Annotated in this window: 21 protein-coding genes and 2 riboswitches; of the genes, 11 read left to right on the plus strand and 10 right to left on the minus strand. The window is 64.3% G+C overall.

Going from position 1 to position 16283, the window contains the following annotated elements:
* Positions 1-22 precede the first annotated feature (22 nt).
* Together ACWGPT_RS06200 and ACWGPT_RS06205 are read right to left on the minus strand one after the other, a co-directional pair.
* Entirely contained in the window at positions 23-970 is a 948-nt protein-coding gene (locus ACWGPT_RS06200) for a copper chaperone PCu(A)C (protein WP_452604722.1), read from the minus strand.
* Between the two features lie 76 nt (positions 971-1046).
* Positions 1047-1418 (minus strand): hypothetical protein, encoded by a 372-nt coding sequence (locus ACWGPT_RS06205; RefSeq protein WP_452604723.1) that lies wholly within the window; start codon positions 1416-1418, stop codon positions 1047-1049.
* Between the two features lie 183 nt (positions 1419-1601).
* Positions 1602-1689, plus strand: a riboswitch (glycine riboswitch).
* Positions 1690-1775: riboswitch (glycine riboswitch) on the plus strand.
* 63 nt (positions 1776-1838) lie between these two features.
* On the opposite strand from ACWGPT_RS06205, the gene gcvT reads away from it, so the two are divergent.
* The 9 genes from gcvT to ACWGPT_RS06250 all read left to right on the plus strand — a co-directional run bounded on the left by gcvT (position 1839) and on the right by ACWGPT_RS06250 (position 8941).
* Complete coding sequence (gene gcvT / locus ACWGPT_RS06210; protein WP_452604724.1) at positions 1839-2975, plus strand: glycine cleavage system aminomethyltransferase GcvT; 1137 nt, start codon at positions 1839-1841, stop codon at positions 2973-2975.
* 20 nt (positions 2976-2995) lie between these two features.
* The gene (gene gcvH, locus ACWGPT_RS06215; protein ID WP_452604725.1) at positions 2996-3358 is read left to right on the plus strand and encodes a glycine cleavage system protein GcvH; all 363 of its coding nucleotides are present in this window, start codon (positions 2996-2998) and stop codon (positions 3356-3358) included.
* Positions 3355-6219, plus strand: a complete 2865-nt coding sequence (gene gcvP / locus ACWGPT_RS06220; protein WP_452604726.1) for an aminomethyl-transferring glycine dehydrogenase — start codon at positions 3355-3357, stop codon at positions 6217-6219. The genes gcvH and gcvP overlap by 4 nt, the downstream gene beginning before the upstream one ends.
* Before the next feature lie 236 nt (positions 6220-6455).
* Positions 6456-6665 carry a cold-shock protein gene (locus tag ACWGPT_RS06225; protein ID WP_452604727.1) on the plus strand — a complete coding sequence of 70 codons (210 nt, stop codon included), beginning with the start codon at positions 6456-6458 and terminating at the stop codon, positions 6663-6665.
* 248 nt (positions 6666-6913) lie between these two features.
* The gene (rpsU, locus tag ACWGPT_RS06230) at positions 6914-7156 is read left to right on the plus strand and encodes a 30S ribosomal protein S21 (RefSeq protein ID WP_452604728.1); all 243 of its coding nucleotides are present in this window, start codon (positions 6914-6916) and stop codon (positions 7154-7156) included.
* Between the two features lie 61 nt (positions 7157-7217).
* Positions 7218-7424: a hypothetical protein gene (locus ACWGPT_RS06235; protein WP_452604729.1), complete on the plus strand. Its 207-nt coding sequence runs from the start codon at positions 7218-7220 to the stop codon at positions 7422-7424.
* 88 nt (positions 7425-7512) lie between these two features.
* Positions 7513-7650, plus strand: a complete 138-nt coding sequence (locus ACWGPT_RS06240; RefSeq protein ID WP_452604730.1) for a hypothetical protein — start codon at positions 7513-7515, stop codon at positions 7648-7650.
* A 236-nt stretch (positions 7651-7886) separates the two neighbouring features.
* A complete protein-coding gene (locus ACWGPT_RS06245) occupies positions 7887-8153 on the plus strand; it encodes a hypothetical protein (RefSeq protein WP_452604731.1) in 267 nt (88 codons plus the stop codon).
* A gap of 104 nt (positions 8154-8257) precedes the next feature.
* Positions 8258-8941 (plus strand): DUF922 domain-containing Zn-dependent protease, encoded by a 684-nt coding sequence (locus tag ACWGPT_RS06250; protein WP_452604732.1) that lies wholly within the window; start codon positions 8258-8260, stop codon positions 8939-8941.
* Positions 8942-9007: 66 nt separating this feature from the next.
* On the opposite strand, the gene ACWGPT_RS06255 is transcribed toward ACWGPT_RS06250, so the two are convergent.
* The gene (locus tag ACWGPT_RS06255; RefSeq protein ID WP_452604733.1) at positions 9008-9766 is read right to left on the minus strand and encodes a PRC-barrel domain-containing protein; all 759 of its coding nucleotides are present in this window, start codon (positions 9764-9766) and stop codon (positions 9008-9010) included.
* Between the two features lie 115 nt (positions 9767-9881).
* On the minus strand, positions 9882-10907 hold the full coding sequence (dusA, locus tag ACWGPT_RS06260; protein WP_452604734.1) for a tRNA dihydrouridine(20/20a) synthase DusA: 1026 nt from the start codon (positions 10905-10907) through the stop codon (positions 9882-9884).
* Positions 10908-11047: 140 nt separating this feature from the next.
* Here dusA and ACWGPT_RS06265 point away from each other — a divergent pair, with 140 nt between their 5' ends.
* Positions 11048-11575, plus strand: a complete 528-nt coding sequence (locus ACWGPT_RS06265) for a gamma carbonic anhydrase family protein (RefSeq protein WP_452604735.1) — start codon at positions 11048-11050, stop codon at positions 11573-11575.
* A gap of 20 nt (positions 11576-11595) precedes the next feature.
* Here ACWGPT_RS06265 and ACWGPT_RS06270 read toward each other — a convergent pair whose 3' ends face one another.
* From ACWGPT_RS06270 to ACWGPT_RS06295, 6 genes are all read right to left on the minus strand, one after another.
* Positions 11596-11883: a hypothetical protein gene (locus tag ACWGPT_RS06270; protein WP_452604736.1), complete on the minus strand. Its 288-nt coding sequence runs from the start codon at positions 11881-11883 to the stop codon at positions 11596-11598.
* A 45-nt stretch (positions 11884-11928) separates the two neighbouring features.
* A complete protein-coding gene (locus ACWGPT_RS06275; RefSeq protein ID WP_452604737.1) occupies positions 11929-12315 on the minus strand; it encodes a DUF6481 family protein in 387 nt (128 codons plus the stop codon).
* A gap of 166 nt (positions 12316-12481) precedes the next feature.
* On the minus strand, positions 12482-12691 hold the full coding sequence (locus tag ACWGPT_RS06280) for a cold-shock protein (protein WP_452604738.1): 210 nt from the start codon (positions 12689-12691) through the stop codon (positions 12482-12484).
* 276 nt (positions 12692-12967) lie between these two features.
* Positions 12968-13375, minus strand: coding sequence for a Fur family transcriptional regulator (locus tag ACWGPT_RS06285; protein WP_452604739.1), 408 nt, complete (start codon positions 13373-13375; stop codon positions 12968-12970).
* Entirely contained in the window at positions 13372-14193 is an 822-nt protein-coding gene (gene znuB / locus ACWGPT_RS06290; protein WP_452604740.1) for a zinc ABC transporter permease subunit ZnuB, read from the minus strand. Before znuB ends, ACWGPT_RS06285 begins: the two co-directional genes overlap by 4 nt.
* Complete coding sequence (locus tag ACWGPT_RS06295) at positions 14186-15148, minus strand: ATP-binding cassette domain-containing protein (RefSeq protein ID WP_452604741.1); 963 nt, start codon at positions 15146-15148, stop codon at positions 14186-14188. Before ACWGPT_RS06295 ends, znuB begins: the two co-directional genes overlap by 8 nt.
* A gap of 108 nt (positions 15149-15256) precedes the next feature.
* Here ACWGPT_RS06295 and znuA point away from each other — a divergent pair, with 108 nt between their 5' ends.
* Positions 15257-16246: a zinc ABC transporter substrate-binding protein ZnuA gene (gene znuA, locus ACWGPT_RS06300; protein WP_452604742.1), complete on the plus strand. Its 990-nt coding sequence runs from the start codon at positions 15257-15259 to the stop codon at positions 16244-16246.
* Positions 16247-16283 lie beyond the last annotated feature (37 nt).

Here is a 16283-nt window from a genome sequence, read left to right on the forward strand (position 1 = left end):
AGGTCTTGGACCGCTGGCCGCGTCAGTGATGCTTGTGCCCGGTCGGCGCGGCGCCCCCAACCGGGAAGATGACGTCGACGCTGCCGGCCTTCTCGAAGGTCAGCGTCACGGGGATGCTGTCTCCTTCCTTGAAGGGCGTCTTCACCTGCATGAACATGAGGTGCAGCCCGCCGGGCTTCAGTTCGACGGTCTCGCCGGCCGGCAGGTCGATGCCGTTTTCGAGCTTGCGCATCCGCATGACCTCGCCTTCCATCGCCATCTCGTGGATTTCGACGGTTCCGGCGGCTGGGGAGGCCGCGGAGACGAGGCGATCGGCGCCGCCTTCGTTGCGGATCGTGACAAATCCTCCGCCGACCGGCTGGTTCGGAAGCATCGCCCGGGTGAAGGCCCCTTCCAGGACGATGTCGCCCACCTTTGCAGGCGAAGGGCCACCCGCATGCGCGTGTTCCTTGTTCTCTACGACCCTGACGACGGGCGCGGGGTTCTTGAGGCCGTGGGGATCCTGTCCGGGCGCGGCGACCTCCGTCCAGGCGACACGCCCGTCGCTGCCGCAAAGCTGGACGGTCGGGAAGGCAAGCTCCGCTCCAGGGGCGACGCCGGAAATCTTCCCCTGAATGACGAAGGTGTCGTAATGCTCGTCGAGCAGTTCGCCGCCCTTCCAGCGGATCTCCGCCGGCCCGGCGCTCACCTTCTTGCCGTGATCGTCATAGGTCTTCTGGTATTCGTCCCGGATTATCTCGAGCTTCCAGCCGGGCTTCGGTTGCGGCTTTGCGAAGACGAAGCCTTCCGGCAATTCAATGCGGACCTCGTTCGTCGCCATTCCGGCGCAGCCATGCGGCACCTGCAACTGCATCAGTGCATAGCCTTCGGCGGTCACGGTGGCGCTGGTGAAAGTCGCGTGGGCTTGCGCGGTCCCGGCGGCGGCGAGAACGGCAAGAGCCGACAGCTTTACGGTCTTGAGGGTGGTCATGGTCTTCTATCCCTTTCCGGACGCGCACGCTGGCAGCAGGACCGGATAAATTGATCTGATGAGAATTCGTCGTTGATCAGATCGACAAGGGCGGCGCCCGCGAACTCGCGCGCGCCAGCGCGGTAAAGCCCACGCGGAGGGATTCGACCTTGGGAGGATTGAGAAGGAACGGCCGCGGCAGCGGTACGCCGAGCCCATCCGCCGGCGGTGGCAGGATGACGGAGGCTGCGAGAAGGCAGGCTTCGCAAGAGGGACGAAGGCTCTTGTCCCCGTGTGACCCCTGGGTCGCCTGCTCGCCGTGGTCGGCGCAGATGTCTGCAAAGCTTCCATCGGGCAGCCGGTAGGCTTCGCTCTGCGCGTCCGCCGGTATTCCGGCGTGGACCGGCTGGTGGCTGAAGCCCAGCGACAGGAACGCGACCGCGCACAGGATGCGCAGCGTGTTCGTCAAGACGGGGCTCCGAAAAACCATCATATCCCTCACCGGAGGCTCGATGCCGATTACCCTACCAGCCGACAAAGAGCAAATCATCCTCGCTTACTGCCCTTGGCGGCCCGCCAGGCAGTCCCCGAGAATCTTCCGGATGGCCAAGGATAGCGCTTGCCAAGCTCCTTGCCCCACGGATAATGGTGGCCACGATCGTTGGGAGAAGCCGCTTGACTGCGGTGCCGAAGGAGCAACCGCCCCGGAAACTCTCAGGCAAAAGGACCAGCGAACGGCCTAGCAGGACTCTGGAGAGAGGCCCGTCGAAAGACGCGGCACGCCGAAGGGATAACAATCTCAGGCGAAAAGGACAGAGGGGGCTCATGAACCAGGCGCGACCGCGCCCTCAAATGAGCTTACGCGTCCATGACGCACCTGGAGGCATTCTTGGATCAGGCCCCTGCCCTCAAGCACACCCCGTTGCATGCGCTGCATCTGTCGCTCGGCGCCCGGATGGTGCCGTTCGCCGGCTACGACATGCCGGTGCAATATCCGCTCGGCGTGATGAAGGAACACCTGCATACGCGCGCCGCGTCCGGTCTCTTCGACGTCTCCCACATGGGACAGGTGATCGTCACCGCGACGTCCGGAGCGCCGCAGGATGCGGCGCTCGCCCTCGAGAAGCTCGTGCCGGTCGACATCCTCGGCCTGAAGCCCGGCCGCCAGCGCTACGGCTTCTTCACCGGCGACAATGGCGGCATTCTCGATGACCTGATGATCACCAACCGCGGGGATCATCTCTTCGTCGTCGTCAACGCCGCCTGCAAGGACCAGGACGTCGCCCATATGAAGGCGAACATGCCGGGTTGCGACGTCGCCCTGCTCGACGACCGGGCGCTGCTCGCCCTGCAGGGCCCGAAGGCGGAGGCGGTTCTCGCCGCTCTCTGGCCGGGCGCGACGGCGATGAAATTCATGGACGTGCAGGATGCGACGATCGTCGGCGCCCCCTGCATCGTCTCGCGCTCCGGCTATTCCGGCGAGGACGGCTTCGAGATTTCCGTTCCGGCCGGCAAGGCGGAGGAACTTGCCCGGGCCATGCTCGCCCATCCAGATTGCGAGGCAATCGGCCTCGGCGCCCGCGATTCGCTACGGTTGGAAGCCGGCCTCTGCCTCTACGGCAACGACATCGACACCACCACGTCGCCGATCGAAGCCTCGCTCGACTGGGCCATCCAGAAGGTCCGGCGTCCGGGCGGAGAGAGAGCCGGGGGCTACCCCGGGGCAACGCGCATCGAGGAAGAACTGGCGCAGGGACCCGCCCGCCGCAGGGTCGGGCTGAAGCCGGAAGGCAAGGCGCCCGTGCGGGCCCACGCGATCCTCTATGCGGAGGATTCCCCCGAGTCACCGGTCGGTGAGGTCACGTCCGGCACATTCGGTCCGTCCGTCGAGGGGCCGGTCGCGATGGGCTATGTCCCCGCCCCGCTGTCCGAACCCGGCACCCGCGTCTTCGCCGAGGTGCGCGGCAAGTACCTGCCGCTGACGGTCACCGCGCTTCCCTTCATCAAGCCCACCTACAAACGCTGAAAAAACTTCCGGAGAGAACAATGCTGAAATTTACTGCCGAACACGAATGGCTGAAGCTCGAGGGCGATATCGCGACGGTCGGGATCACCACCCACGCCGCCGAGCAACTCGGCGACCTCGTCTTCGTTGAGCTTCCGGAAGTGGGAGCCGAGCTTTCCAGGGATGGCAACGCCGCCACCGTCGAGAGCGTCAAGGCGGCATCGGACGTCTATTGTCCGCTCGACGGCGAAGTGACGGAAGTCAACCAGGCCATCGTCGACGACCCGTCCATCGTCAATTCCGATCCGCAGGGCAAGGGCTGGTTCTTCAAGCTCAAGCTAAAGAACCCTTCCGATGCCGATGCTTTGCTTGACGAATCGGCCTACAAGGACCTGATCGGATGACCGACTCCACCGATTTCCACTTCACCGACTACCAGCCTTACGATTTCGCCAACCGCCGGCACATCGGCCCGTCGCCGTCGGAGATGGCGGAAATGCTCAAGGTCATCGGCTATCCGACCCTGGACAGGCTGATCGACGCGACCGTGCCCTCCTCCATCCGCCAGACCGAGCCGCTTGCATGGGGCGCGCCGCTGACAGAGCGCGAGGCGCTCGACAAGCTGCGCGAGACGGCAAACAGGAACCAGGTTCTCGTCTCGCTGATCGGACAGGGCTATTACGGCACGATCACCCCGCCGGTGATCCAGCGCAACATCCTCGAAAACCCCGCCTGGTACACCGCCTATACGCCCTATCAGCCGGAAATCTCGCAGGGTCGCCTGGAAGCGCTCCTGAACTTCCAGACGATGATCTGCGACCTCACGGGCCTCGATGTGGCGAACGCCTCGCTCCTCGACGAGGCAACGGCCGCGGCGGAAGCCATGGCGCTCTGCCAGCGCCAGGCAAAGACCAAGGCGACTACCTTCTTCGTAGACAGGGAATGCCATCCGCAGACGATCGCCCTGATCCGCACGCGCGCGGAGCCGCTCGGCTGGACGGTCATTGTCGGCGATCCCTTCACCGACCTCGATCCGGCCGACGTCTTCGGCGCCATCTTCCAGTATCCCGGCACGCATGGCCATGTGCGGGACTTTTCCGGACTGATCGCCCGCCTCCACCAGACCGGCGCCGTGGCCGCCATGGCCGCGGACCTTCTGGCCCTGACCTTGCTGAAATCGCCGGGCGAGATGGGCGCCGACATCGCGATCGGATCGTCCCAACGCTTTGGCGTGCCCGTCGGATACGGCGGACCGCACGCGGCCTACATGGCAGTGAAGGACGCGCACAAGCGCGCCATGCCCGGGCGGCTTGTCGGCGTCTCGGTCGACGCCCGCGGCAACCGCGCCTACCGCCTGTCGCTGCAGACGCGCGAGCAGCACATCCGCCGCGAGAAGGCGACGTCGAACATCTGCACCGCGCAGGTCCTGCTCGCCGTCATGGCCGCGATGTACGGCGTCTTCCACGGACCCGACGGGCTGAAGGCCATCGCCCAGCAGGTCCACAAGAAGGCCGTGCTGATGGCCAAGGGCCTGGAGAAGCTCGGCTACACGGTCGAGCCGGAAACCTTCTTCGACACGTTCACCGTCGAGGTCGGGCACATGCAGGGACTGATCCTGCGGGCAGCGGTCGCCGAGGGCGTGAACCTTCGCAAGGTCGGCAACAGTCGGATCGGCATGTCGCTCGACGAACGGACCCGCCCGGCCACGCTGGAAGCCGTCTGGCGCGCCTTCGGCGGCGATTTCAGGGTCTCGGACCTCGAGCCGTCCTACAGGCTGCCGTCCGAACTCCTGCGCAAGTCGCCCTACATGACGCATCCGATCTTCCACATGAACCGCGCCGAAAGCGAGATGACCCGCTACATCCGCCGGCTCTCGGACCGCGACCTGGCGCTCGATCGGGCGATGATCCCGCTCGGTTCCTGCACGATGAAGCTCAATGCGACGGCGGAAATGCTGCCGATCACCTGGCCCGAATTCTCCGACATCCACCCCTTCGTGCCTGCCGACCAGGCGGCCGGCTACCGGGAGATGATCGACGACCTGTCCGAAAAGCTCTGCCAGATCACCGGCTACGACGCCTTCTCCATGCAGCCGAACTCCGGCGCGCAGGGTGAATATGCGGGCCTTTTGACCATCCGCAACTACCATATCGCCAATGGCGAGACCCATCGCGACGTCTGCCTGATCCCGACCTCCGCCCACGGTACCAACCCGGCGTCGGCGCAGATGGCCGGCATGAAAGTCGTGCCGGTGAAGGCCCGGGAGAACGGCGACGTCGACCTCGACGACTTCCGCGCCAAGGCCGAGCAGCACGCGGAAAACCTCTCCTGCTGCATGATCACCTACCCCTCGACGCATGGCGTGTTCGAGGAGACGGTGAAGGAGATCTGCGAGATCACCCACAGGCACGGCGGGCAGGTCTACCTCGACGGGGCGAACATGAACGCCATGGTCGGCCTGTCGCGCCCCGGCGATATCGGCTCGGACGTTTCCCACCTCAACCTCCACAAGACCTTCTGCATTCCGCATGGAGGCGGTGGTCCGGGCATGGGGCCCATCGGCGTCAAGGCGCATTTGGCGCCTTACCTGCCCGGCCATGTCGCATCGGATGGTCGTGACGGGGCGGTCTCCGCCGCACCCTTCGGCTCGCCGTCGATCCTGCCGATTTCATGGTCCTACTGCCTGATGATGGGCGGAGAAGGCCTGACGCAGGCAACCAAGGTCGCGATCCTCAACGCCAACTACATCGCCGCGCGGCTGAAGGGCGCCTACGACGTCCTCTACAAGTCCGCGAACGGGCGGGTCGCCCACGAGTGCATCATCGACACGCGCCCGCTGAACGCCTCGGCAGGCGTCAGCGTCGACGACATCGCCAAGCGCCTCATAGACTGCGGCTTCCATGCCCCGACCATGAGCTGGCCGGTTGCCGGTACGCTGATGATCGAGCCGACGGAATCGGAGACCAAGGCCGAGATCGACCGCTTCTGCGATGCCATGCTGGCGATACGCGAGGAGGCCCGAGACATCGAGGAAGGCCGGGCGGACAAGTCGAACAATCCGCTGAAGAACGCCCCCCACACGGTGGAGGACCTGGTCGGCGAATGGGACCGGCCCTACAGCCGCGAACAGGCCTGCTTCCCGCCGGGCTCCTTCCGGGTCGACAAATACTGGTCGCCCGTCAACCGCATCGACAATGTCTACGGCGACCGAAACCTCGTCTGCACCTGCCCGCCGATGAGCGAGTATGCGGAGGCGGCCGAGTAAGATATTGGGATGTAGAATTGCCGGCCCTCAAAGGGGCCGGCAATGCCGTCAAAAGACGACGCCGGTATTTATTTTCCCCCGGGCCTTGTTCGGGTGGGATTAAACACTATGTTAGTGCTATCGAACTTTGCTAGCGACTTTTGTCCTCAGCCACGGCTGTTTCAGATTTCCTCTCAATGTCGATTTTTAGATCGGTCGGAAACGACCGGGCCCACCCACGATTGAAGGAAATCGTTATGAATACAGGTATCGTAAAGTGGTTCAACAGCACCAAGGGCTTTGGTTTCATCCAGCCCGACAACGGCAGCCAGGACGTTTTCGTCCACATTTCGGCCGTTGAGCGTGCAGGCATGCGTGGCCTGACCGAAGGTCAGAAGATCAGCTACGACATCGTCCAGGACAAGCGTTCGGGCAAGAGCTCTGCAGACAACCTGCAGGCCGCCTAAGGAATTTCATCGCTCCGCGCGACCACGGATGTACTGGCGCGCTTGAGGCGATGATGTGGAAGGTCGGGAGCAGTCCCGGCCTTTTGTTTTTCCGCTTGGCGGAAACGTCGCGTGCACACCGTGTGCTGGCACGTGGCTATACGACCCGGGGGCAGGATCACCCGCCTCCCCGCGGGATTGCATGTAACGGGCAGAGCCGAGTGCATCGGCTCGGGAAATGACGGCCACTGGCCGGAAAGGAGATATTTTTGCAGGTACTCGTCAGAGACAACAACGTCGATCAGGCCCTTCGTGTCCTGAAGAAGAAGATGCAGCGGGAAGGTCTCTTCCGCGAGATGCGGGCGCGCAGCGCCTATGAGAAGCCTTCCGAGAAGCGGGCGCGGGAGAAGGCAGAGGGTGTCCGCCGGGCACGCAAGCTGGCCCGCAAGAAGGCCCAGCGCGAAGGATTGCTTCCCGCACCGAAGAAGAAGGTCGTCGGCCGTAGCCGCTGATGACAAAGACAGCGCGGTCCCAGCGGCCGCGTCTGCGCTGACGCAAACAAGAGGATATTCAATGACTGCCCCCACAGAAGAAATCTTCAAGCCGACGAAGCTTTCGGCCCAGGCAAAGGCGGAACAGACCAATTCCGTCGTCCGCGATATCCTCGCCGCGGAAACGGCAGCGCGTGAGAGCAAGACCGAACGGTTGAAGGCCCTGCGTCTTGCCCAGTCGCAACCGGAACCCGCACCGCGCAAGCGCGGCCGCAAGGTGTCTGCGTAAGGCGCGACGGCCGGTCCGACATTCTTCGACACGCGCGCCGCCTGACAGGCTGGTACGCACCAGGCTTGCGCAACAGGAGACCTTGGACATGGAAGAAGATCACAGCGGAAGTGGGCTTTGGGACAAGGCCTTCGACGTCGACTCGCAGTCCGGTACGGGCCGCATTATCGCGCTCATCCTCGTATTCGCCGTGCTTGGCGGAACAATCTCCTGGCTGATCGGCTGATCGCCGACGCACGAACACGCGACTGAACCGCCCGCCGTCAGACGTCTTGCCTGCGACCTGAGCGCCATCCGTATCCTTCACGGCGCAATTATCGGCGGTTAAACATCGCCTGTGCATCCTTTGGCAATTTCTGCCCACGCCCCACGAAACCTCCATGCACCTTGCGTAGTTCTTTCTCCGACGGCTGTCGCTTTCTTGGCGCCTCGCCGGAGAACGCTACGGATCGGGTACGCCACATGATGCAACAGAAGGAAACACCGTCGGCCGTTCCGCTTGCGCCCCAGGACCTCGAGCTCCTGCAACGCTTCCTCTCAGCGTGGTGCGACGAGAACGGCGTGGACGCCGGAACCGATTCCGCGTCGGACATCGCCGCGGCGTTGATCGACTGGTATCTGTTCAAGGTGGACGACCGAAACCTGCTCAAGCTTTCCCTGGATGACGAGGGCCCGGCCGCCACCCCGCAATTGCAGCGGCTCGTCGGAAAGCTCGACGATATCGGATGAGCGAAGCAGGGTCGCCATCCACCCGCCCCGTCTTTTGCGCGGTCTGCAGAGCCGGAAGCCACGTGCCCCTTTTCTCTTCGGCGGCTCTCGCCTAGGGTCGCACCATGTCCTTCCTTGCTTCTCCCCGAAAGTCATTCGCTGCTGCCGCCTGCCTGATGGCGGTCTTCATCGCCGCTGGTGCCGCAAGTGCCGAACCTGCTCCGCCATCTTCGGCCGTCGCCTTTCCGCCTGCGCCATTGCCTCCCGCCGAGCCCTGGCAGCCGCTGGAACAGGTGAAGACCTATTCGGTCCGCGGCACGACCGGTATCGATCTCTACCGCTCGATCGGCGACCGGGGCCCTGCGGCCGGCGTCGGGCAGGCCGTGGCGATCACCGGATTCAAGCTTACCTGGACCCGCGATTATCGTCCCCAGCCCGACGGTTCCTGCATACTCGCCGTCGCCAAGCCGAAGCTCGTGATCACCTATACGCTGCCGAAAGCACCGTCCGGCCTGCCGCCGGTGGTCGCGACCAAGTGGAAGCGCTTTATCGAGGGCGTCGAGAAGCACGAGCGGGTGCACGGCGCGCAGATCATCGACATGGTGCGGGACATAGAGGCGTTCAGTCGCGGGCTGGCCGCCGAAGGCGACCCGAAATGCCAGAAGGTGCGCCAAAAACTCCAGGCGAGGCTCAAGGAATTCTCCGACGAGCGGGTCCGCCTATCGCGCGAATTCGACGCCGTCGAACTGACGGAGGGAGGCGCGGTCCACCAGCTTATCCTCGCGCTCGTCAACACCCCTGATTACTGATCGCAGAAAAAATCCCCCGCGACGGATGCCGCGGGGGATCTTTCTTTGGTCGGGGGAAAGCGGTTTTTACTGCTGTCCCTGGGTCTCCGTGCGCAGGCCCTCGAAGGCCGGGGCATCCTCGAGCTGCTGCCGCGTGACGTTGACGACGATCCGCTCCGGCAGGCCGTCCTCGCCGATCATGATGGCACCGCTTTCGCTGGTCGCTTCGGCCATCTGGTCGTTCCCGGTTGCGGGCATGCCTGTGCCGGTGGTGCCGCTATTGTTGGTCATCGCCGTATCCGTGCCGGTTGTGCCGGCGGCCGGAGGCGTCGTACCGGTGGCGGTACCGGTCGCGGCAGTGGTTTCTCCCGAAACACTGCCCGGCGCGGCTGCCGGATTGGACTTCGAGACTTGGTCGGCCTCGGCCTGCGTGGCGCCCGGGCCAAGCTCCAGCGCGCTGATGTCCACGGCGACGTCCTTCTCGCCGATCCCGAGGAAGCCGCCGACCCCGATGATCACGGCATTCACGGAGCCGTCCTGGCTGACGAGCACGTCGTTGATCTCGCCTATGCTCTCGCCATCAGCGCCGTAGACCGATTTGCCCTCGAAGTCGCTGACGCGCCATGCGCCGGTTTCCGGCACCGTGACGAATGGACCTTCGGTCGTGGCGCTGGCGTCAGCCGACTGGTCCATCGGTTTCGGCGTCGTCGCATCCTGGGCATTCTGGTCTGCGGCACTGCCCGGATTGGTGATCGTCGTGCCGGATTGGCCGGCTGCGGTCTGTGCCATCGCCGCCATCGGAAATGCAGCAGAGAGGAGAAGAACGGAAAGTATGCGCTTGGCCATGAGAAAGCTCCTTGTTGGGTTGTCGTTTCGCGTGTGCAAGGGACAGCGATCTAACCCGAGGGCCAAGCCATGGTTCCGGAGTGGTGCAGGTAAACTAGATGTGATGCCTCTCCCGTCAGCCGGCCTGCCGTTTGGCACCGGCATCGAGGTCGACGACCGCAAACGCCGCAGCGATGACCTCGGGCCCCGCTCCCGGCTGCGTCGAGTCGGTCGACAGGATCTGCCGGTAGCGCCGGGCTCCCGCAAAGCCCTGGAACAGTCCCACCATGTGGCGGGTGACATGGTTCAGACGCCCGCCTGAGGCGATCACCCGCTCCGCATAGGCCATCATCCTGTCGCGGAGCGTGAGCCAGTCGGGCTCCCCAAGGGGAGAAGAACGCGTCTCGCCGAAGATCTTCTCGTCCACTTCGGCCAGCAGTCCCGCATTCTGGTAGGCTGCCCGCCCGAGCATGACCCCGTCCATGACCTCGAGATGCCGGGCGGCCTCGTCAAGATCGGGGATACCGCCGTTGATGCCGAGAAAGACATCCGGGTTCTCCCGCTTCATCCGGTGGACGATATCGTAGTCGAGCGGCGGGATCTCGCGGTTCTCCTTGGGCGACAGGCCCTGGAGCCAGGCCTTGCGCGCATGGATCCAGACCCCATCGGCACCGGCGCCGGTCATCCTCGACAGGAAGTCCGGCAGCACGGCCTGCGGCTCCTGCTCGTCGACGCCAATCCGGCATTTCACCGTCACCGGCACGGAGGAGACGCGCTTCATCGCGCGAACGCAGTCCGCCACCAGATCCGGCGTCTTCATCAGGCAGGCGCCGAACGTGCCGGACTGGACCCTGTCCGACGGACAGCCGACATTGAGGTTGATTTCGTCATACCCGTAGTCTGCGGCGATCCTGACCGCTTCGGCGAGCTTTGCCGTGTCCGACCCGCCCAGCTGCAGCGCCACGGGATGCTCTTCCGGCGAATAGGACAGGAGCCGCTCGCGTGGTCCATGGATGATCGCATCGGCGACGATCATCTCGGTATAGAGAAGCGCATGCGCCGTCAGCTGCCGATGGAAATACCGGCAGTGCCGATCGGTCCAGTCGATCATCGGGGCGACCGCGAAGATCTTGCGGCCGGTTTTCAACGCCTCTGCATACATGGCAAACCTTTCATTGACCGCAGCTCATACATGAAGCGCCTCGCCTTCGCCAGTTTTGCCGAAGCGCCGCTGCCGTTAGGATAGGAGGGAATCGCCCCGGCCGAGCGCCACGGGGTCATCAGAACGGGGAGGAGATTATCATGCCGCTTTACGCCCTAGGGCCAACCCAGCCGAAAACCCCTGCCCCCGACCGTTACTGGATCGCGCCGACGGCGACCGTCATCGGCGATGTCCATATCGGTGAGGATGTCGGCATATGGTTCGGAGCGGTGCTGCGCGGCGACAACGAACCGATCCTGCTCGGCGACGGCACCAATATCCAGGAAGGCGTGATGATCCACAACGACAAGGGCTTCCCGGTCGCGATCGGCGCCGGCTGCACCATCGGCCACCACGCCATCATCCATGGCTGCACCATCGGCGAAAACTCGCTCGTCGGCATGGGCGCCACCATCCTCAACGGCGCGAGGATCGGCAATAACTGCCTTGTCGGCGCCAATGCCCTCGTCACCGAGGGCAAGGAATTCCCGGACAATTCGCTGATCGTCGGCTCGCCGGCCAAGGTTGTCCGTACCCTCGACGAGGCGGCCGTGGCGTCGCTCCGGAAGTCGGCCGCCCATTATGTCGACCGCTGGAAGCTCTACGCCCGGGACCTGCGCCCGCTCTGATATCGGCGGGCTCGCAAGGCTTACTTGATCTTCAGGAGATGGATCTTGCCGGCCATCGTGATGGCGTGCGGGGATTCTTCCGGCGTCAGCGCGCCATCCAGCGGCTTCACCAGTCCGTGTTCGCGCAGTTCCGCCAGAGTGGCCGTCGTCAGCGACTTGATCTTCTGCGGCCGCTCCTTGAAGCGGTCGTTCCTCGCGTAGGTCACCTGCGCATTGAGGTGGGTCCACTTCTTGCCTTCCTGCGGATGGACGTCGCCGTCCTTCACGAGCTTCAGTCCACGGATCTGGGTCGGCGTCAGTTCGATCATTCTTTTTGTCTTTCGTGTCGGGGATAGGGAAGGCAGAGACTGCCTTCAATTCTTGGACTGGCGCGCCTTGCGGGCCGCGTAGCGACGGTCGCGCTCTGCCTTGCGGGCAGCTTCGTCGGCGATCACGCGGGCGACGCGATCGGCTACCTCGGCCTGCCGGGCTTCGGCTCCGGCCCGTTCCTCTGCTTCGGCGGCGGCCGCCAGTGCAGCCGCTTCGGCCAGTTCGCGCTCGCGTTCGGCAGCCTTCTGCGCCTCACGTTCGGCACGCCGCGCTTCCCGGGCTAGGCTCACCGCCTCGCGGGCAGCGAGCTTCTCGCGCATTTCGGGATCTGTCGGCTTCGGCGCGGATGCGAACTTGGCCAGAAGCTGGCGCTTTGAATCTGCCGCGGCGGTGCGCCGCTCGGCAAAACCGTTATCTCTCGGATGTTTCAATCGTTGATCCTCCTGATTGTCATCTGGGTTGTCGATGGCTTCCGCCTGGCCCGGTGGTCCGGAGTGACCTTGGCCGGAAACGGAAAAAGGCCAGACGCAGCGCCCAGCCTTCTTGAACGTCTTGCCGCAATGCCAGTACATCCGTGGTCATTGGCGGCTGAAAACGTCAGGCAGCGCGAAGCTGGCCTGCGGACATCTTGCCCGACTTGTGATCGCGCTCAAGTTCAAAACCGAGCTTCTGGCCCTCGACGATCGAGCCCATGCCGGCGCGTTCTACGGCCGAGATGTGGACGAATACGTCGGCGCTGCCGTCGTCCGGCTGAATGAAGCCGAAGCCCTTGGTGGAGTTGAACCATTTTACTGTGCCAGTGGTCATAACGAACCCTTTCTTAGCAACGAGAATAGCCACCGGACGACGCCCGGCGGGGTTTCGATCTTTGAGAGAGGGAATTTCGTCAAGAAACGCGCCAGGCGCGGAAAACAACAAATATCGGCAAACAAACCATCGATGTCTCTCTATAGGCGAGAACGGCCGGGCGGTCAACTTTTGGTACGGAGGGAAAAGGATCACCGCCCAAAGCCGAGCATTTCCGGGCTGCCCGCATCACCTGCGGCTGGCCCGGAACCGATACGCAGTGCCCAGGATCAATGATCAGGCGGCGCAGGCCTGGCAGAGGCCGCGAATCTCGATGGTCGTCTTTGCGGGCCTGAAGTTGCGCTGCCTGGCCCAGTCCTCGAGCCGGTGATCGACCGCGTGGTCGTGGAATTCGACCACATGCCCGCAGCTGTCGCAGATCGCGAACGCCACGGTCCCATGGCCATGGCCGCCGCAGCACTCCTTTTCCTGGTGCGCGCAGGCCACGAAGGCATTGAGGCTTTCGAGCCGGTGCACCAGGCCGCGCTCCAGAAGCTTGTCGAGCGCACGGTAGACCTGGAGCGGCGCGCGGAAGCCCTGGTCCCTCAGCTTGTCGAGGATCGTATAGGCGCTGAGCGGCGCGTCTGATTTCGACAGGACGTCGAAGACCAGCGTCTGGTTCTTGGTCAGGGCGGCAGCGGTCATGGGCGCATTCCTCTGGTGGCGCTGTCGGTCCCGGCGCGTCTGAGCGGCAACAGGCTGACGATGAAGAGCAGCAGCGCTGCGACGACGATCGAGGGACCGGACGGCGTATCGTAATGTAGGGAGCCGAACAGCCCTCCTACAACCGCGGCAACGCCGATGAGCGACGCAAGCACCGCCATCCGCTCCGGGCTCGCGGAAAATCGCCGGGCGGTGGCGGCGGGGATGATCAGCAGCGCGGTGATCAGCATGATTCCGACGATCTTCATGGCAATCGCGATGACGAGCGCCATCAGCAGCATGAAGACGAGGCGTGCCCGCTCCGGCTTCAACCCCTCCGCCTCGGCGATTTCCTCGCTGACGGTGGAGGCGACCAGGGGGCGCCAGAGCCATGCGACGACCGAGAGCACCAGCAGGCCGCCGCCGAAGATCAGCGCGATATCGCCCGTGGTGACGGCGAGGATGTCGCCGAAGAGGAAGGCCATCAGGTCGATCCGGACCCAACTCATGAAGGCGACGATCACCAGCCCGATCGCCAGCGTCGAATGCGACAGGATGCCGAGCAGCGCATCGGACGACAATGCCTGTCGCCGCTGCAGCAGGAGGAGCAGCAGGGAGACCGCGACGGCGACCGCGAAGACGCTGACAAGAAGGTTCAGCTGGAAGAGCAGTGAGAGCGCCACGCCGAGCAGCGCGGAATGCGCCATGGTATCCCCGAAATAGGCCATCCTCCGCCAGACGACGAAGCAGCCGAGGGGACCCGCGGTCAGCGCCACGCCGACGCCGGCGATCAGGGCGCGAAGAAAGAAATCGTCAAGCATGGTGCGATGTCTTCCCGCTCCCGCTCCCGCTCCCGGCCCCGCCCTCGGCATGGTGGCCGTGCCCGTGGCCATGCGCATGGTCATGGTCGTGATGATGGCCGTGCTCGCCCTGCGGATGATCGGGACCGTGATCTTCCCCGTGGTGATGGTGGCCGTCTTCCGGATGGCAGTGGTCGGTGATCGAGCCGTCGCCATGCAGCACGCGCCCGTCCGGCAGATGAGTGTGATCATGCTGGTGGCTGTAGCGTGCCACGGCACGGGCATTGACGCCGAAGAGCCGCTGGTAGTCCTCGCTGCGGCTGACGCTGTCGGGCGTGCCGCGGCAACAGACATGTCCGTTGAGGCAGATCACCGTGTCCGTCGCGGCCATCACCATGTGAAGGTCGTGCGAGATGAGCAGGATGCCGCAGCCGGTCGTGTCCCGGATCTGGCGGATGAGATCGTAGAGCGCGGTCTCGCCGGCGAAATCCACGCCTTGTACCGGCTCGTCCAGCACCAGGAGATCCGGCTTTCGCGCTATCGCCCGTGCAAGAAGCGCGCGCTGGAACTCGCCTCCGGAGAGATGGCGCACCTCGGCGTCGGCAAGGTGCCTGATCCCGGTCGCCTCCAGGGCGGCGAGGAGGTCGGCATCGGAATGGCCGTCCGTCAGGCGCATCAGCCTGCGGACGGTCAGCGGCATGGTCCAGTCGATGGAGAGCTTCTGCGGCACATATCCGATGCGGATATCCGGGCGGCGCGTGACGCTCCCCTCGTCCGGGCGAAGCACTCCGGTGACGAGCTTGGCGGTGGTCGACTTGCCCGCGCCATTGGGGCCTATGAGGGTAAGGATTTCGCCGCGTCCGATGGAAAGATCGACGCCCCGCACGAGCCAGCGCCCGCTGCGCTGGATGCCGGCCTTCTGCAGGTCTACCAGTTGATCGGAAAGTGGTGGCCCGCCCTTGTTTTCCATCAGCATCTTTTTCTTGCGCCCTGTTGCCTGTCGATATGACACACGTTATAGCATAACGCAATTGATGTAATAACATTACGTTTGCATGCAGTCGAACCTGGAAGGAAATGCGCGATGAAAGTCCCGGCCCTGCTTCTGTCCACTTCCATCCTTTTCGGCGCCACCGCCGCCAATGCGGCGCCGAATGTCGTCGTCTCGATCAAGCCGATCCACTCGCTGGTCGCAGCCGTCATGGAGGGTGTCGGCGAGCCGGCGCTGATCGTCGAGGGGGCCGCCTCGCCGCACACCTTCACGATGAAGCCGTCCAACGCCCGCGCCGTGCAGGAGGCGGACCTGGTCTTCTGGATGGGTCCCAACATGGAGGCCTTCCTGGAGAAGCCGCTGACGGCGCTGGCATCGGACGCGACGGTGATCGAGCTCGACGAGGCGCAGGGCCTTACGAAGCTTCCCTTCCGTGAGGGAGGCGCCTTCGAGGCACACGACCACGGGGAGCACGAGGAGGCCGGGCATGCGAAAGATCATGACCACGATCATGATCACGAGGAGCATTCCGGTGAGACCGACGAACACTCCCATGACCATGGGGAATTCGACACACACCTCTGGCTCGACCCGTCGAACGCCAAGGCGATGGCCGTCGCGATCGAGAAGGCGCTTTCCGCCGCCGATCCCGAAAACGCGAAGGCCTATGGCGCCAACCTCGAGACGCTAAGCCAGAAGATCGACGCCCTCGACAGGGAAATTGCCGGAACGGTGGCGCCGGTAAAGGACAAGCCCTTCGTCGTCTTCCATGACGCCTACCAGTATTTCGAAGACCATTACGGCGTGCGCGTGGTGGGCTCGATCACCGTCAGTCCGGAAATCATGCCGGGCGCTGAGCGCGTCAGGGAAATCCAGGACCGCATCAAAACGCTGGGGGCGGCCTGCGTCTTCGCCGAACCCCAGTTCGAGCCGAAGCTGATCCAGGTGGTGACGGAAGGAACCGATGCCCGTTCCGGAACGCTCGACCCCGAAGGCGCGACGCTGGCGGAAGGCCCCGATCTCTACTTCGAACTGATGCGCTCGATCGCGACCAGCCTGAACGAATGCCTTTCGGGCGGATGATACGCTCCGCCGGGGCGTGAGGGGCGGCCGCTGCCGC

The sequence above is a fragment of the Pseudorhizobium sp. NPDC055634 genome, from assembly GCF_053618655.1.

Coding starts and splice junctions, on each gene's coding strand:
- ACWGPT_RS06200 (WP_452604722.1), bottom strand. CDS start 970: ATGACCACCCTCAAGACCGTAAAGCTGTCGGCTCTTGCCGTTCTCGCC.
- gcvH (WP_452604725.1), top strand. CDS start 2,996: ATGCTGAAATTTACTGCCGAACACGAATGGCTGAAGCTCGAGGGCGAT.
- gcvP (WP_452604726.1), top strand. CDS start 3,355: ATGACCGACTCCACCGATTTCCACTTCACCGACTACCAGCCTTACGAT.
- ACWGPT_RS06225 (WP_452604727.1), top strand. CDS start 6,456: ATGAATACAGGTATCGTAAAGTGGTTCAACAGCACCAAGGGCTTTGGT.
- ACWGPT_RS06235 (WP_452604729.1), top strand. CDS start 7,218: ATGACTGCCCCCACAGAAGAAATCTTCAAGCCGACGAAGCTTTCGGCC.
- ACWGPT_RS06240 (WP_452604730.1), top strand. CDS start 7,513: ATGGAAGAAGATCACAGCGGAAGTGGGCTTTGGGACAAGGCCTTCGAC.
- ACWGPT_RS06245 (WP_452604731.1), top strand. CDS start 7,887: ATGATGCAACAGAAGGAAACACCGTCGGCCGTTCCGCTTGCGCCCCAG.
- ACWGPT_RS06250 (WP_452604732.1), top strand. CDS start 8,258: ATGTCCTTCCTTGCTTCTCCCCGAAAGTCATTCGCTGCTGCCGCCTGC.
- ACWGPT_RS06255 (WP_452604733.1), bottom strand. CDS start 9,766: ATGGCCAAGCGCATACTTTCCGTTCTTCTCCTCTCTGCTGCATTTCCG.
- dusA (WP_452604734.1), bottom strand. CDS start 10,907: ATGTATGCAGAGGCGTTGAAAACCGGCCGCAAGATCTTCGCGGTCGCC.
- ACWGPT_RS06265 (WP_452604735.1), top strand. CDS start 11,048: ATGCCGCTTTACGCCCTAGGGCCAACCCAGCCGAAAACCCCTGCCCCC.
- ACWGPT_RS06270 (WP_452604736.1), bottom strand. CDS start 11,883: ATGATCGAACTGACGCCGACCCAGATCCGTGGACTGAAGCTCGTGAAG.
- ACWGPT_RS06280 (WP_452604738.1), bottom strand. CDS start 12,691: ATGACCACTGGCACAGTAAAATGGTTCAACTCCACCAAGGGCTTCGGC.
- ACWGPT_RS06285 (WP_452604739.1), bottom strand. CDS start 13,375: ATGACCGCTGCCGCCCTGACCAAGAACCAGACGCTGGTCTTCGACGTC.
- znuB (WP_452604740.1), bottom strand. CDS start 14,193: ATGCTTGACGATTTCTTTCTTCGCGCCCTGATCGCCGGCGTCGGCGTG.
- ACWGPT_RS06295 (WP_452604741.1), bottom strand. CDS start 15,148: ATGCTGATGGAAAACAAGGGCGGGCCACCACTTTCCGATCAACTGGTA.
- znuA (WP_452604742.1), top strand. CDS start 15,257: ATGAAAGTCCCGGCCCTGCTTCTGTCCACTTCCATCCTTTTCGGCGCC.